Below are 14,662 nucleotides of genomic sequence, written 5' to 3'. Positions count from 1 at the left end.
TCCAATATTCAAGCGAATACAACACGGCCAGTAGCCTGCGGCTGTCTAGAGCAGCGCATGCAGGTTGGCCAGGTGATGAGTTGTGGTGAGACTTAAAGGAAGGCGGGCGGGGCGCGTGAGCGTGCTCCGGGGAACACGGGTTGCCGGGCATGACCCAGCCGGGGGCTGGACGCCAGATAGCTTTTGGGCTGTGGCGTGGCAAACAGGGTTAGATCAGGTGTGCCCGGTAGCGCGGGGCAACTGAACAGCAGGGTGCAGTAGCCGCACTTTTCCCAGATGGCATGGTGGTCGTTGGCGGCGGGCTTTTGATGTTCGGCGTGCGCCGACATGTCCATGTCCATCATGGGCATGGAGTCGTGATGATTCATCGGCATCGCCTGGGAAATCAGCGGTCCGATAAAAATCATCAACATGGCAAACAGGCTCAACCAACTGCCGCGTTTCTGCGACATGGAGTGCCTGGCGCGAGGTTCGCGCACGGGGTTCAGAAACCTTGGCCGTTAGTGGGCGTGCATGGTTTCCATACTGTCGGCCGGGGCCTGCTTCTGCACGTTGACTTCAACCGGTACGGCACCGGCTTTTTCAAAATGCAGGGTCAACGGGAAGTGCTTGCCGTCTTGCAGCAGGCTACGGTCCTTAAGGCCCACCATCATCACGTGATACGCCATGGGCGCAAACGTCACGGTGCCGCCTGCCGGCACGTCGACGCTGGCCACCGGTTGCATTTTCATCAAGTCACCCTGCATCACGTGCTGATGCAGCTCGGCTTTTTCGGCAATGGGGGTTTCGACACTGACCAGGCGGTCGGCGCTGCTGCCGGTGTTGTGGATGATGAAATACGCGGCTACGGTCGGCGCGTTGGGTGGCAGTTCCTGGGACCACGGATGGGCGATCTGCAGGGCACCGCTTTTGTATTCGTGGGCGTTGGCAAAACAGGCAGGCAGCAACACAGCCGCCGCAATCAGGGCGTGCTTGAACAGTGACAAGTTCAACATGGCAATTCTCCGGAACGATTCAAAACGCAAAGGGGTTGCGAGGATGAATATCAGACCAGGGGCGAAGCGCGGGGGTTGAGGCTTGGCCATTGCTGGCGCGGCGTGGGGCGTTTGAGGTGGTCGGGGACCTGGCTGTGGCCATGCTCGATGGCCGCAAAGTACAGCGTGGGGAAATGGGCGGGCAGGGCCACCAGTGGGGCGGAACCCGAACAGCACCAGCAATGCTGCATGGTGGAGTGATCGTCTTTTTGACTGTCGCCGGCGTCAACCTGACCCAGGGATACGGCGACCATTTTGGTGCCGGTGGAGGTGCAAAAGCTGCTCCACATGAACTGTTCGGTTGATGCTTGTTTAGAGTCACTCATCGCCCCGGCCATCGACATGGCGAGCATGTTGAACAGCACTGCAAAGCAGGCGATCCAGGCAAATGCAAACCGTTGTCGGGACATGAGCAGTTCCATGAGTGAAGCGATCAGTCGGCTATTTAGCCTGAATGATCGGCGTAAGTAAAAAGAGCGGGTGTGACTAAGTGTCACTGCGCCACAGGTTGATCTGTTGCTGCGCGAGCTCGGGGCAAGGCTAGAAGGGCGCAATTGGCCAATTCAGGCTCAGCATTTATGAGTAGAGTAGCGGCTTCATTGAGTAATGCCTGAGCCAATCAGGGGGTATGGCCGGTTCGTTCAGAAATAATTTTCCTGCGCCAACGCCTCCAGCGCGTCACCGGTCGTCCAAAACTCCCGATCAACCCCCGCCAACTCCGGCCGCTTGAGGATCAGCACCGGCACCCCGCGTTCACGGGCCACTTCAAGCTTGGGTTCGGTGGCGCTGCTGCCGCTGTTTTTGCTGATCAGCACGTCAATCTGGCGCTGTTCAAACAAGGCACGTTCTTCGTCGAGCAGGAACGGTCCGCGTGCGCCGATCACTTCGCAGCGTTCATTGCCGGGGTAGACGTCCAGTGCGCGCAAGGTCCAGAACTGCTGCGCGGGGATCTCATGCACATGCTCAAGCGGCTCGCGGCCCAAGGTAAACAGTGGGCGTTTGAAAGGCTTAAGGGCCTTGACCAGTTCGCTCCAGTCCGCCACTTCGCGCCAGTCATCCTGCGGTTGTGCAACCCATGCGGGGCGGCGCAAGGCCCAGCACGGGATGGCGCTGGCGGCTGCGGCCAGCGCCGCGTTCTGGCTGATTTGGGCGGCGTAGGGATGGGTGGCGTCCAGCAGCAGGTCGATGCCTTTGTTGCGGATGTACCGGGCCAGACCTTCAGCGCCGCCATAACCCCCCACTCGTACCTCGCAGGTCAGATCGGTCGGTACCCGGCCGACCCCGGCCAGGCTGTAAACGTGCTGCGGGCCCAGGGTGCGGGCAATGGCCAGTGCTTCCGTCACGCCCCCCAGCAATAGAATGCGTTTCATACAAAGGCCCCGGCATGGCCAACAATCCCGCCCTGGCGGTCGATGGCAAACACTTCGACTTGCACTTGCGCCGGGACTACGCTGCGGGCGAAGTCCAGCGCGTGCTGGCACACCGCATCCCCCAGCGCGATACCGACTGCGCTGGCCATTGCCAGCGCCTGCTGGCTGGTGTTGGCCTGGCGGATGGCGTCTTGCAGCGCGCTGTCGGCCCCGATGGCGGCGGCCCACTCGGCCAGTTGCGGCAGGTCGATGCTGGAGTGGCGGCTGTGCAGATCCATATGGCCGGCGGCCAGTTTGCTGATCTTTCCGAAGCCACCACAAATGCTCAACTTATCCACAGGTACTTTGCGCAGATGCTTGAGCACCGCGCCTACAAAGTCACCCATTTCGATCAGGGCGATTTCCGGCAGGTTGTAGACCCGGCGCATGGTGTCTTCGCTGGCGTTGCCGGTGCAGGCGGCGATGTGCAGGTAGCCGTTGGTCTTGGCCACGTCGATGCCCTGGTGGATCGAGGCGATATAGGCCGCGCAGGAGAACGGACGGACGATGCCGCTGGTGCCCAGGATCGACAGCCCGCCCAGAATGCCCAGGCGCGGGTTCATGGTTTTGAGGGCCAGCGCGGCGCCGTCCTGCACGCTGACCGTCACTTCGAAGCCGCCGCCGTAACCCAGCTCCGTGGCCAATTGCAGCAAATGGTCGGTGATCATCTTGCGCGGTACCGGGTTGATCGCAGGTTCCCCTACGGCCAGCACCAGCCCCGGCCGGGTTACGGTGCCAACCCCAAGGCCTGCGACAAACGCAATGCCCGGTTCGGGCTTGAGGCTGACCCGCGAGTACAGCAGCGCGCCGTGGGTCACGTCCGGGTCGTCGCCCGCGTCCTTGATGGTGCCCGCTTCGGCCCCGCCTTCGCACGGGCGGCAGAACTCCAGGCGCATCTGCACCTGCTTGCCCTTGGGCAAGGTGATGTGAACCGCGTCATGGCTGACGCCGCTGAGCAGCAGGCGGGCGGCGGCCAGGCTGGTGGCGGTGGCGCAGCTGCCGGTGGTCAGGCCGCTGCGCAGTGGCGCGGGTTGTTCGGCGGTTTCGTCACGCATCGAGGGGCTTGGTCACGTCTAAAAGGGTAATCGGCAAGGCCTGACGCCAGGTATCGAATTCACCCAGGGGCTGGGCCTGGGCGATATGGATTCGGGTCAGCTCACCGCCGTGACGCTCGCGCCAGCTCATCAGCAGCATCTCGCTTTGCAGGGTCACGGCATTGGCCACCAGCCGTCCGCCAGGTTTGAGTTGCTGCCAGCAGGTGTCCAGCACGCCTTCGCGGGTGACACCGCCGCCGATGAAAATCGCATCCGGGCGTTCCAGCCCTGCAAGGGCTTGCGGGGCTTTGCCGCGGATCAGTTGCAGGCCTGGCACGCCCAGCACATCGCGGTTGTGTTCAATCAATTGCTGGCGCCCGGCATCGGCTTCAATCGCCAGCGTGCGGCAGCTGGGCCAGGTGCGCATCCACTCGATACCGATGGAACCGCTGCCCGCGCCCACGTCCCACAACAACTGGCCGGGCAGCGGTGCGAGGCGGGCGAGGGTGATGGCGCGCACATCACGTTTGGTCAGCTGGCCGTCATGGCTGAAGGCGCTGTCGGGGAGCCCGCCGGTGCGTGACAGCGGCTGGGCGCTGTCATCGGCCAGGCAGTCGATGGCGATCAAGTTCAGGGCTGCGATGGGCGGGTCGCTCCAGTCATTGGCGCTGGCCTCGACCCGCCGTTCCGCCGGGCCGCCCACGTGTTCCAGCACGTGCAGGCGGCTGGGGCCAAAGCCGCGTTCGCGCAGCAGCGCGGCGATGGCTGCCGGGCTTTTGCCGTCATTGCTCAGCACCAGCAGGCGCACGCCGCTGTGCAGGTGCGCGTTGAGGGCCGCCACCGGGCGCGCGACCACCGACAGCGTGACCACGTCCTGCAAGGCCCAGCCCAGGCGGGCAGCGGCCAGAGAGAAGGACGAAGGCGACGACAGCACCTGCATCTCATCGCTGGCAATCATCCGCGCCAGGCTGGCGCCGACACCGAACAGCATCGGGTCGCCGCTGGCCAGCACGCAAACCGGATCGCCACGCAACGCCAGTACGGGTGCCAGGGAAAATGGACTTGGCCACGCCTGGCGTTCGGCGCGAATACAGGCAGGCAGCAGGTTGAGCTGACGCTGGGCGCCGAACACAGTGGTTGCGCCGAGCAATATGCGGCGCGCATTTTTGCCCAGCCCGCTAAAGCCGTCTTCACCGATTCCCACAATTGTTAGCCAGGGCGACATGCCAATCCTCTTGTATAACGCCAAATTATCCATCCGCCAGCAGGTTTGCATGACTGCGCGAATACAGGCCGCATGATAGCGCGCCTTGACCCGCAGTTGCCGTGTGCATGACGCCACAGGGCGGGTGCCACATAAGTAATGCCTGCTCTGGGCGGTCCCGCAGTAGCGTTTGAGTTCATTTTCAGGGGGCCCGCCGGGCCGCCCGCCACGTTAGCGAGATAAACGATGAACGCTACCCAGGAGCCGTTTTTTACGTCTCAGGCTTTGCACAATCGCTACACACATTGCCTGTCGGCGCTTGAATCGGCCAATGGGCTGAGCCCGGCCGAAAAGCAGTGGCTGCAGCGTGCTGTGGAGGCCCCTTCCCCAGATGCGCCGGGCCGGGCCTATAACCTGTTCTTGTCCCGTCATCAGTGCCGGGCGGTGCACTGGACCGGGGCTTTACTGCTTAACGAAAACGTCACAGCCGACAGCACGGTATTTTTATTCACGCCCTTGGGTACGTTGGAGCGGTTTGCCAACCAAAGTGCGCTGCACCTGGCGCTGCAACAGCGGCTCGACGATGTTTCGCAGCAGGCGGTGCTGCTGCATTTTACCCCGGTGGATGTACGGCCCCAGTTGATAAAGGCCGGTGAGCTGACCCTGCAGACACAGCCGGTGCAGGCGCCGGTCATGCAGCACACCAGCCAGGCGGTGGTTGATTACCTGGCCCGTTGCCGGGAAGAGACGTTGGGCAGCCTGGTCGGTGCCCCTTCGTTGCGCGCCGTCCTCGACGCCCAGTTGCGCATCGCACTCGAGGGCGAGTACCCCGGGTTTAACCTCGATCCCCTCAACCTGTGGGTGCGCAGCAGCAAACCTGCGCCATCCCCGACCCAGACGGCCGAGGTCATCACCACAACCCTGAGTTCGACGGCGCTGGATTTTTACTGCAAGGGCCAGCTGCCTGCCCGCGAAAGCCGGGAGTTCCTGAGTTTCCCCGCGAGCGACGACGCGGGTGCCGCCAGCCCGGAGGCCGTCGAACAGCGTGTTGTGCGCGTGATGCTTCAGGCCACCGAACACCTTGCGGCCCGCGCGCAGGCTGCGCTGGCGGCGTATTGGCAGGCCGCAGCCGGGGCGCTGCCCAGCCCCCATGATTATTGCGTCGCCCGGTTGGGCGACCTGTTTTATCACCAGGGCCTGCAGGCCCTGCATGACGGGCTGATAACCCGGGAGCAGTTCGACCGTTTGCAACGGCTCGGTGCGGGCGCCGACCCCACCGCTCAGGAGCAGGTCGCCCAGCTGTCGGTGTTCGATCCGGACAGGGGCGAAGTGGCGTTGTGCGGGTTGTTGGGTATTTTTTATCCGGGGCGCAACACGCCAGTGTTTTCATTTAGCGGGGCCCAGGGGTTGATAAAACATGACACTCGCGCCCACTTCAAAACCTGGGTGCTTTCTCGCCTGCGGGACGCGGTGCTGTTTGAGTCTATCGCCCCCTACATCCCGGCGGATCAACATGAATTGATCACCGCCATGGTCGAGCCCCGGTTGAGTGTCGAGAACGTCTGCGTCGATGCTTTCAGCGTTTGCGTGCAATCGATCCAGGCCCGGCAATCGAGTGATTTCAGCTTGCTGCTCAAGCAGTTCCGGGCCGGGCGGATCGCTTTGGCGGGGGTGGATCACGCACTCGATGTTCGGGAGCTGATCGATCAGGGGCTGCTGGGGTTAAACAGCCAGCGGCGCTGGAGCAGCCGTTTTGTGCCGGGGGCCTATGGCCTGAGGTTGACGCCGATTGACAACCCGGACCAGGCCAGCCAGCTGAGTCTGAAGCTGGCCAAAGTTGAAGCCCAGCGCGACGGGCTGCTGCGTCACTGGCCAACCCCGCGCTCATTTGCCCGGTTGCGCCTGGCAGCGGCCCTGGCCCGGGCCGGGCACGGGCGGCTGGATGCCGCCGCTGTGGTGGTTCAAACCTTTGCCCTGAATGCCCAGCAGCAAAGTCTTGCGCCCGTGCACTGCGTGGCACTCATTGATGCGCTTCTAGAGCGTGTGACCGGTGCCCAACCGCTGCCGGCCAACCCTGTACTCATTCAGGCCGCCGTGCGCTCAACCAACAGCGATGAATTGAAAGTGCTGAAAACCCTGGGGGGGACCAAAGTGTTGACGGTACTGGACCATGCGGCCACGGATTTCAACCGGTTGTTCACACAGCACCTGCGTAGTTTTTTTCTAACCCCCTTCCGCCCGCAGGGACCTGATGCGTTGTTGTTTCGGCTGGCCACTTTGAGAATGGCGCTGTTGCGCGCCGATCTGCGGCTGATGCGCCTGGAGCAGGCCATTGGCTCGGCTGACAGCGCGGTGCTCGCCAACGTACTGGTCCAACCCGTGAGCCATCAACGCACGGCACTCGATCAGTTTGTGCCCGATGTATTTGGCATCTCCTTATCCTTCAATGGGCCGCTGGGGGCGCTGACGGTGGTCAATTGCCTGTTGTTCACCGAGCGTGGCGGGCTGGAATCGGACAACGCGGGCCGGGCGATTGTCTGGACCCCGGCCGCCGGGTTCGAAGGGTTTGAATCTGTGGATCACTGCACGGCGCACCTTGAGGCACGGTTGCTGGACAAGGCCCGGCGCTGGGAGTTGCTGGCCCATGTCAACGTGGCCGAGCAGTGGCGCGTGTCGACGTACCTGGACGGCAGCGAGCACTGGAAGCCCGCCGGGCAAAACCGCTGGTTCTATTTTGAGAGGATCGATCAGGACTTCACCGTCCACGCCCAGGTAGCCGCTATCGACAAGGTGCTGGCGGATGCTGATTTTGTCTGTCGCTCGGCCGGGGAAACGCCCTTGTCGGCGCAGGGTTTCGAAAACAGCGCGCAGAGCCTGTTGGTCCAGGGCCATGCCGGAGTGATGCTGGAGCGGGTGATGGAATCGGCTCGCCTTCGGGTATTCAAGGCCGCGCTGCCCGACTGGCTGAAAACAGCCACGCCGGACGATCAACAGCAATACGCGCAATGGCTGCAACGCTACCAGGCCGCAGGGCAGAGCGGTCAGAGTTACCTGCACGGCATCCCTGAAATAAACGATTTCTCGCGGGCACTGCTCACGTTGCGCCTGAAAGCCGATTTCCGTGGCCAGGAGATCGAGCCGGATGCCATTGAAGTGGAGAGCGACACCTACCTTGCCGCGCCCGTAACGCCGGGCAATATTCCGTCTTTCTTGCCGGCCGCCACCGCCCGTACCGTGCAAAGCCTGACCCAGTTTGCGCTGAGCGGTTTTGCCCGGTTGAACGCAGACACGCTGTTTGTACGAGGTAAAAACGGAGGGGCACTGCCGCCGGCCCTGAATACCGATTACCTTCGTCACATGGTTCGCAAGCTGGATATCGGCGGGCACTACCTGGCCTTGCTCCAGGCCCTGCTGGCGCCCGGCAGTGCAGGGGCTGACGGGCGCCAGCAGCAGTTTGCCCGCCACCTTGGGTTACAAGTGATCGAACAGGCCTTCCGAGAGAAACTGATCGACTTCAGGCGTGAAACCGCCTACCGCTACTTGCGCCATGTCATGGAAATGCCCGATGGCTCGGCTCGCCTGCCCCTGGACGGTGTCGCAATCATCATTCGGCCCCTGGAGCTGATTGCCGAGCCGGGGAGTGAGCCTGACCGGGTCAGCGGGATGTACCTGGTCGGCCCGGCGTCGACCGACGCAGGGCCGCAGATTTTGTGGGCCAATTACAGCGAGCGTTTTACCTTCAAAGTGTGCGACAGCGACGCCGACCTGCTCGACCAGTTGCGTACCGATACCGACCTGCAAGGGCTGATACTCTCCCGCATTGCCCCTTATGCCCGCAGAACCTATGCCAACGGCGGCTTCGTCGAGCCGCATTTACCTCGCTATATCGACGCTTCCGAGGACGAAGTACTGTTCAAGCCTGCCGCGCCAACCCTGGCCTACCGCCCCATTGGGGGCAATCTGTTCAAGGAACTGTACAAAGACAACTATCAATTGCTGCGCCAGATGGCGATGGCGCAATCGACCTCCACGGCACAAGCCCACTGGGAGTCGTTCAAGTACCTGCTGTCGTTGCTGGCACAGACTGCGCTGATGTTCCTCCCGGCCAGGTTGAGTATTCCGCTGGTGGTATGGCAGAGCCTGGGATCGTTGCGTGCCGGTGTGGAGGCGGCAAAGCAAGGGGAGTGGGGCGAAGCGGTAGGGGATTTTGCCCTGACGCTGATGATGGCGGCGTCCAGCAAGCCCGAGGACGCAGCGCTTGAACCCGTGGTGTCGCGCCCCACGCCTGAGCTGTCGACGCCTGAGCCTTCCGTCGTACAACTGAGCCCTGAGCAGCAAGCCGGCCTGCAGCCGTTCGCGGCCAATGATGTGGCGTTGGTGGAGTTGCTCAAACACCCCGACACGCATCTTTACAGCGACCTGCTTACAGGCTTTACCTACGCATCATTGGCCGGGCAGGTGTTTCGGCTCGTGGCATGGCGCGAGCGCTGGCGTATTTTTATCGGAGAGCAACGCGAAGGTCCGTTGGTCAGGCTCAACGAGCACCAGCAGTGGGTGCTGGACACCCGGGAACCGTTGTTGGGCGGTGGCCCGGTGTATTCCAAAACCCTCCTCGGCCTGTATTCGTTTGCCTACGACATGAATGCAGTCGGCATGAGCAGCATTCAACGGCGCTTTCCCGATAAGGCGTTGAAGATCCAGGAAGCCCACGCGCTGGCCAGCACCTACTTGCAGCGCTGCCAGAGTGCGTTGCATACGCTCAACGAGGCCGGCGCGCACAATGCCAGTAACCGTGAACTGCTGGAGGGCTTCTTCAATGTGGAGCGCTTTGACGGGGTGATGCTGGCGCGACTCAATCAAACGATCGAGCCCATGCTTGCCAGGTTTCTGCACCCCGATATGTCACCCCGGACGTCAGGCAAGTACGTCGTGTGCAGAGCACGTTTTGCGGACAATGCAGTAGCCTTTGTCAATATCTCAGACCCGAGCAAACTTATTTACCTGACCGGATCTTTCTTCGAGACCTTGTTTGAACAGCCCTATGCATTGACCCATCGCTATTTGAAGCGAGGCGCCGGCACATTTGCGGTCACCCAGCACTATCGAGCCTCGTTCCTGTTGCATGAAGTCTCCCATCAGGTCCTGGGCACCGAAGATATTATGTATACCAACCCCGGTTTTCCCTATGCGGACTTGCTGGATGAGCAAACATCCTACGGCACCGTACTGCTGAACAACTCCGAGCATCTTCAGGCGGCGCATTCGCCGTATATCTCCCTGGAGCATTTATTCCAGGGTACTGATTCCGCGACCCAGCAATGGGTGGACATACCCAGAGGCGCTGCGAAGGCCCGGATTAAAAAAATTGCCGGTGTGCCGACACTGGCTCAAGCCCGTTTGGTCTTCAGGGATGACCCCTTGAAACGTATCGATATGATGCTGGCCAATGCCGATAGCGTGGTCTTGCTGATCAACGAATTGGGGCGCATTCACCCGAAATTACCGCAGTCGGTGGGCTGAGCCCGGGGTAGGCATTTTCATGCGCGAGCCCAAAGCAGGCATAATGCGCCACCTGCAATAGCGCATTGCCTGCCCTGGATAGTCCCTTGACCTTGCCACCTGAATTTTCTGTCACGACGCCTGTGCGCCCTTCGGCTTGCCCGGGGTTGCTGCGTATCGTCCAGGCGATGGATGGCGGGATCTGCCGGGTCAAGCTGGACGGTGGCTCCATCACCGCCCATCAGGCCCGCGCCGTGGCCGATGTGGCTCAGCGTTATGCCAGTGGCGTGATTGAGGCGACCAACCGTGCCAACCTGCAAGTTCGCGGTGTGGGGCCGCAGCATCGGGCCTTGATCGAACCCTTGCTGGCGGCCGGGCTCGGGCCGGCGACGGCGGCCGGTGACGATGTGCGCAACGTGATGCTCAGCCCGAGCGCGGGGATCGACCCGCAGATGCAGATCGATACGCGGCCCCTGGCCCGGCAGGTACTGGCCAGCCTGCAAAGCACGCCCAGGCTTGCCCAATTGTCGGCCAAGTTCGCCGTGCAACTGGACGGCGGCGAGGCGCTGGCCATGCTCGAACACCCCCATGATTTGTGGTTGTCGGCGTTCAGCCAGGACGGTCAGGCGCTGCTGGCCTTTGGCTTTGCCGGTTGTCCGGCACACGATCCGGCGCTGGCGGCAGTGCCTGTGGAACACGGCCATGAACTGGTCATGGCCGTGCTGATGCTGTTTCTGGATCTGGCTCGGCCCGAACAGACTCGCATGCGTCATCTGCTGGAGGAGGTCACGCTTCAAGCGCTTGTCGGGCAACTGGCGCAGCGGCTCAGCGTTGCGCTGGTTCCGCTGCCCGGTTGGCACCGCCCCGCACCTTCGGCGGCGTGCCACCTCGGCACCTGGCCACAGAGCGAATCCGGCCAGGTGTATGTGGGGGCTGCACTGGCGCTGGGCCGACTGGATGCCACTGTGCTGGCCGGGCTGGCCGGGCTGGCCGAGCGCTTCGGCGACGGCACTCTGCGGTTCACCCCGTGGCAAAGTGTGTTGCTGCCAAATGTGGCCACAGCACAGGCCGAGGCGCTGACCCTTGAGTTGGCGGCCCTGGGGTTGGTCTGTGACGCCACCAGCCCGTTGGCGCACCTGATCGCCTGCACCGGCTCCAGCGCTTGCGCCAAAGGCCTGGCTGACACCAAGCAGGACGCCCGGCAACTGGCCGCGAGCCTGACGCAACCGCTGAATATCCATTTGACCGGCTGCCAGCGTTCTTGCGCAGCCGCCCACATTGCGCCGGTCACATTGCTGGCCGTGGCGCCCGGTCATTACGACCTTTATTTACGTGCCCCAGAACAGCCGGGTTTCGGTGTTCTGTGTGGGCGCAACCTTACTATTGAAGCGGCGAGGGCCTGGCTTGAGTCCCGCCAACGGAGCAACACCGATGATTGATTACATCCGCGATGGTCAAGAGATCTATCGCAACTCGTTCGCCATTATTCGCGCCGAGGCCAATCTGGCCAGCATCCCGGCAGACCTGGAAAAGCTCGCCGTGCGGGTGATTCACGCCTGCGGCATGGTCGACGCGATTGAAGACCTGCGCTTTTCGCCGGGTGCGGGCAAGGCCGGGCGTGATGCACTGGCCGCTGGTGCGGCGATTTTGTGTGATGCGCGCATGGTGTCCGAGGGCGTGACCCGTACCCGTTTGCCGGCCAACAACCCGGTGATTTGTACCCTGCGTGAAGAGGGCGTACCCGAACTGGCCCTTGAGAAGGGCAACACCCGTTCGGCGGTGGCCCTTGAGCTGTGGCGTCCGTACCTGGAAGGCAGCGTGGTGGTGATTGGCAATGCGCCCACCGCGCTGTTCTATCTGCTGGAAATGATCGACGCCGGCGCACCGAAACCGGCCCTGATTCTGGGCTTCCCGGTGGGGTTTGTGGGCGCTGCCGAGTCCAAGGCGATGCTGGCGGCAGACAGCCGGGGGGTGCCGTTTGTCATCATGCAGGGCCGCCGTGGCGGCAGCGCGATGGCTGCGGCTGCCGTCAACGCACTGGCGACGGAGATCGAATGATGGCGCAACCAGGACGTTTGATCGGTCTGGGCGTTGGCCCTGGCGACCCTGAGCTGATTACCGTAAAAGCTCTGCGCCTGCTGCGCGAATCGCCGGTGGTGGCGTACTTCGTGGCCAAAGGCAAAAAAGGCAATGCGTTCGGCATCATCGAGGCCCATCTGCAAAATGAGCAGACGCAGATGCCGCTGGTGTACCCGGTGACCACTGAAGTGTTGCCGGCGCCGTTGTCGTACGAACAAGTGATCAGCGATTTCTATGATCAGGCCGCCGAGGAAGTGGCCGTGCATCTGGCCGCTGGCCGTGATGTGGCGGTGATCTGCGAAGGCGACCCGTTCTTCTACGGCTCCTACATGTACCTGCACGACCGTCTGGCCCAGCGCTTTGAAGCGCAAGTGGTGCCGGGTGTGTGCTCGATGCTGGGCGGTGCTTCGGTGCTGGGCGTGCCGCTGGTGTATCGCAATCAGAGCCTGTCGGTGCTGTCGGGCGTGCTGCCCCACGACGAACTCAAGTCGCGACTGGCGGTTGCCGATGCGGCGGTGATCATGAAGCTGGGGCGCAACTTCCATAAAGTGCGCGAAGTGTTGGGCGAACTGGGCCTGGCCGAGCGTGCGCTGTACGTCGAGCGCGCCACCATGAGCAATCAGAAAATCGTGCCGCTCAATGAAGTCGAACCCATGTCGTCGCCTTACTTCTCGCTGATTATCGTGCCGGGCGAACGGTGGCAGGGATGAGTCGGCCAGCACCGGCCATTGTCATCCTGGGCACTGGCAGCCTGAACACTGCGCGGCGGATTCAGCAGCGTTATCCCGAGGCGCTGATTTATGGCCTGGCGGAGCGTGTTGATGGCGCCGACCGTGTGTACAGCGATTTTGGCGCCACGTTGCGCCAGCTGTATCAGCAAGACACGCCGATTATTGCCCTGTGCGCAGCGGGCATTGTGATCCGCACGCTGGCGCCCTTGCTGCTGGAAAAGGGCGCCGAGCCGCCGGTTCTGGCGGTCGCCGAAGACGCGAGCGCTGTGGTGCCGCTCTTGGGCGGGCTGGGCGGTGTGAACGATCTGGCGCGGGAAATCGCGTCGGCCCTGGGCGTGGCCCCGGCCATTACCACCAGTGGCGAGTTGCGTTTTGGCACCTGCCTGCTCAACCCGCCGAGCGGTTATGCCCTGGGTGATCTGGAGCTGGGCAAGCGCTTTGTTTCGGACTTGCTGGCGGGCGAATCGGTACGGATCGAAGGCGAGGCGCCATGGTTGGCACGCGCACAACTGCCTGAAAGTCAGCAGGCGCGTTTGGCCATTCACGTAGGCAGCGCCGAGCGTGAGCCGGTGGCTGATGAGCTGATGATCTATGCCCGCACGGTGCTGGTGAAGGTGAGTGCTGAGGTCTCGGCGCAGAGGATTCGCGAGGCGTTGCACGACGCGAAGCTGGCCAGGCAATCCCTGGCCTGCATTGTCGCGGTCGACACCTTGATGGTCAGCGCGCAGTTGCGTGAGACGGCCCTCGAACTGGCGGTGCCGCTCAGGTTTGTCAGCGTGGGTGAGCCGGCGTTGGCGGGTGACTGGCGAGAGCTGGGCAACGGCCTGGCGCTGGGGGTGGCGCCCGCGCCATTGGACCCGCAGCAGATGGGTCGGCCACGGGGGCGTTTGGCGGTGATCGGCCTTGGCCCGGGGGCTGCCGAGCTGATGGTGCCGGCGGTCAAGGCCGAGCTGGCCCGCGCCAATGATGTGCTGGGCTATGAAACCTATGTGCGCATGGCGGGGCCGTTTCGCGACGATCAGGTGATGCACTGCACCGACAACCGCGAAGAAATGCAGCGCGCACGCCATGCCTTCGAGCTGGCGGCGCAAGGCCGTTCGGTGGTGGTGGTGTCTTCGGGTGATCCCGGCGTGTTTGCCATGGCCGCCGCTGTGCTGGAGGCCTTGCACGAGTCCACGGACCCGCAGTGGCACAGCGTTGATCTTGAAATACTGCCCGGGGTGTCCGCGTCGCTGGCCACTGCTGCGCAGGCGGGTGCGCCGCTGGGGCATGACTTCTGTGTGATGTCGCTGTCGGACAACCTCAAGCCGTGGAGCATTATCGAGAAGCGTCTGGACCTGGCGAGCGAAGCGGACCTGGCCCTGGCGTTCTACAACCCGATCTCCCGCTCACGGCCGTGGCAGCTGGGTGTTGCGCTGGATATTGTCAGACGTCATCGCACGCCTCAAACGCCGGTGGTGCTGGGCCGTGATATCGGCCGCCCGGGCCAGACCCTGCGGGTGACTACGCTGGGCGAGTTGACGCCGGATCAGGTGGATATGCGCACCATGGTGTTGGTGGGTTCGTCGACCACCTGCACGTTTGCCCGTGCCGATGGCTCCGCGTGGGTGTACACGCCGCGCTGGTATGGCGAGAAGCCCTGAGGGTTATAGAAAATACTGTGGGAGCGGGC

Annotated in this window: 11 protein-coding genes; 5 read left to right on the top strand and 6 right to left on the bottom strand. The window is 62.9% G+C overall.

The features are described from left to right. Positions 1 to 92: 92 nt before the first annotated feature. The 6 genes from ACZRMS_RS00165 to cbiE form a co-directional block, all read right to left on the bottom strand. Positions 93 to 452, bottom strand: coding sequence for a DUF2946 domain-containing protein (locus ACZRMS_RS00165; protein WP_463993596.1), 360 nt, complete (start codon positions 450 to 452; stop codon positions 93 to 95). Between the two features lie 48 nt (positions 453 to 500). Beyond that, positions 501 to 995 (bottom strand): copper chaperone PCu(A)C, encoded by a 495-nt coding sequence (locus ACZRMS_RS00160; RefSeq protein WP_463993595.1) that lies wholly within the window; start codon positions 993 to 995, stop codon positions 501 to 503. A gap of 50 nt (positions 996 to 1,045) precedes the next feature. Beyond that, positions 1,046 to 1,444, bottom strand: coding sequence for a DUF2946 domain-containing protein (locus tag ACZRMS_RS00155; RefSeq protein ID WP_463993594.1), 399 nt, complete (start codon positions 1,442 to 1,444; stop codon positions 1,046 to 1,048). A 231-nt stretch (positions 1,445 to 1,675) separates the two neighbouring features. Continuing rightward, positions 1,676 to 2,404 (bottom strand): cobalt-precorrin-6A reductase, encoded by a 729-nt coding sequence (locus ACZRMS_RS00150; protein WP_463993593.1) that lies wholly within the window; start codon positions 2,402 to 2,404, stop codon positions 1,676 to 1,678. Beyond that, on the bottom strand, positions 2,401 to 3,498 hold the full coding sequence (locus ACZRMS_RS00145) for a cobalt-precorrin-5B (C(1))-methyltransferase (RefSeq protein WP_463993592.1): 1,098 nt from the start codon (positions 3,496 to 3,498) through the stop codon (positions 2,401 to 2,403). Before ACZRMS_RS00145 ends, ACZRMS_RS00150 begins: the two co-directional genes overlap by 4 nt. Further along, positions 3,491 to 4,702 carry a precorrin-6y C5,15-methyltransferase (decarboxylating) subunit CbiE gene (gene cbiE, locus ACZRMS_RS00140; protein ID WP_463993591.1) on the bottom strand — a complete coding sequence of 404 codons (1,212 nt, stop codon included), beginning with the start codon at positions 4,700 to 4,702 and terminating at the stop codon, positions 3,491 to 3,493. The genes ACZRMS_RS00145 and cbiE overlap by 8 nt, the downstream gene beginning before the upstream one ends. A 225-nt stretch (positions 4,703 to 4,927) precedes the next feature. Between cbiE and ACZRMS_RS00135 the strand changes: the two genes are divergently transcribed. The 5 genes from ACZRMS_RS00135 to cobJ all read left to right on the top strand — a co-directional run bounded on the left by ACZRMS_RS00135 (position 4,928) and on the right by cobJ (position 14,633). After that, the gene (locus ACZRMS_RS00135; RefSeq protein WP_463993590.1) at positions 4,928 to 10,201 is read left to right on the top strand and encodes a dermonecrotic toxin domain-containing protein; all 5,274 of its coding nucleotides are present in this window, start codon (positions 4,928 to 4,930) and stop codon (positions 10,199 to 10,201) included. A gap of 86 nt (positions 10,202 to 10,287) precedes the next feature. Further along, positions 10,288 to 11,619, top strand: a complete 1,332-nt coding sequence (gene cobG / locus ACZRMS_RS00130) for a precorrin-3B synthase (protein ID WP_463993589.1) — start codon at positions 10,288 to 10,290, stop codon at positions 11,617 to 11,619. Beyond that, on the top strand, positions 11,612 to 12,238 hold the full coding sequence (locus tag ACZRMS_RS00125) for a precorrin-8X methylmutase (protein WP_261739908.1): 627 nt from the start codon (positions 11,612 to 11,614) through the stop codon (positions 12,236 to 12,238). The genes cobG and ACZRMS_RS00125 overlap by 8 nt, the downstream gene beginning before the upstream one ends. Continuing rightward, a complete protein-coding gene (locus tag ACZRMS_RS00120) occupies positions 12,235 to 12,969 on the top strand; it encodes a precorrin-2 C(20)-methyltransferase (RefSeq protein WP_463993588.1) in 735 nt (244 codons plus the stop codon). Before ACZRMS_RS00125 ends, ACZRMS_RS00120 begins: the two co-directional genes overlap by 4 nt. Next, complete coding sequence (gene cobJ / locus ACZRMS_RS00115; protein WP_463993587.1) at positions 12,966 to 14,633, top strand: precorrin-3B C(17)-methyltransferase; 1,668 nt, start codon at positions 12,966 to 12,968, stop codon at positions 14,631 to 14,633. The genes ACZRMS_RS00120 and cobJ overlap by 4 nt, the downstream gene beginning before the upstream one ends. Positions 14,634 to 14,662 lie beyond the last annotated feature (29 nt).

This window comes from Pseudomonas sp. B424 (assembly GCF_055408345.1).
This window is presented reverse-complemented; position numbering and strand designations above follow the sequence as displayed.

Bases quoted from the DNA above. Each gene is read 5' to 3' on its own strand.
- ACZRMS_RS00165 (WP_463993596.1), bottom strand. From the start codon at position 452: ATGTCGCAGAAACGCGGCAGTTGGTTGAGCCTGTTTGCCATGTTGATG.
- ACZRMS_RS00160 (WP_463993595.1), bottom strand. From the start codon at position 995: ATGTTGAACTTGTCACTGTTCAAGCACGCCCTGATTGCGGCGGCTGTG.
- ACZRMS_RS00155 (WP_463993594.1), bottom strand. From the start codon at position 1,444: ATGTCCCGACAACGGTTTGCATTTGCCTGGATCGCCTGCTTTGCAGTG.
- ACZRMS_RS00150 (WP_463993593.1), bottom strand. From the start codon at position 2,404: ATGAAACGCATTCTATTGCTGGGGGGCGTGACGGAAGCACTGGCCATT.
- ACZRMS_RS00145 (WP_463993592.1), bottom strand. From the start codon at position 3,498: ATGCGTGACGAAACCGCCGAACAACCCGCGCCACTGCGCAGCGGCCTG.
- cbiE (WP_463993591.1), bottom strand. From the start codon at position 4,702: ATGTCGCCCTGGCTAACAATTGTGGGAATCGGTGAAGACGGCTTTAGC.
- ACZRMS_RS00135 (WP_463993590.1), top strand. From the start codon at position 4,928: ATGAACGCTACCCAGGAGCCGTTTTTTACGTCTCAGGCTTTGCACAAT.
- ACZRMS_RS00125 (WP_261739908.1), top strand. From the start codon at position 11,612: ATGATTGATTACATCCGCGATGGTCAAGAGATCTATCGCAACTCGTTC.
- ACZRMS_RS00120 (WP_463993588.1), top strand. From the start codon at position 12,235: ATGATGGCGCAACCAGGACGTTTGATCGGTCTGGGCGTTGGCCCTGGC.
- cobJ (WP_463993587.1), top strand. From the start codon at position 12,966: ATGAGTCGGCCAGCACCGGCCATTGTCATCCTGGGCACTGGCAGCCTG.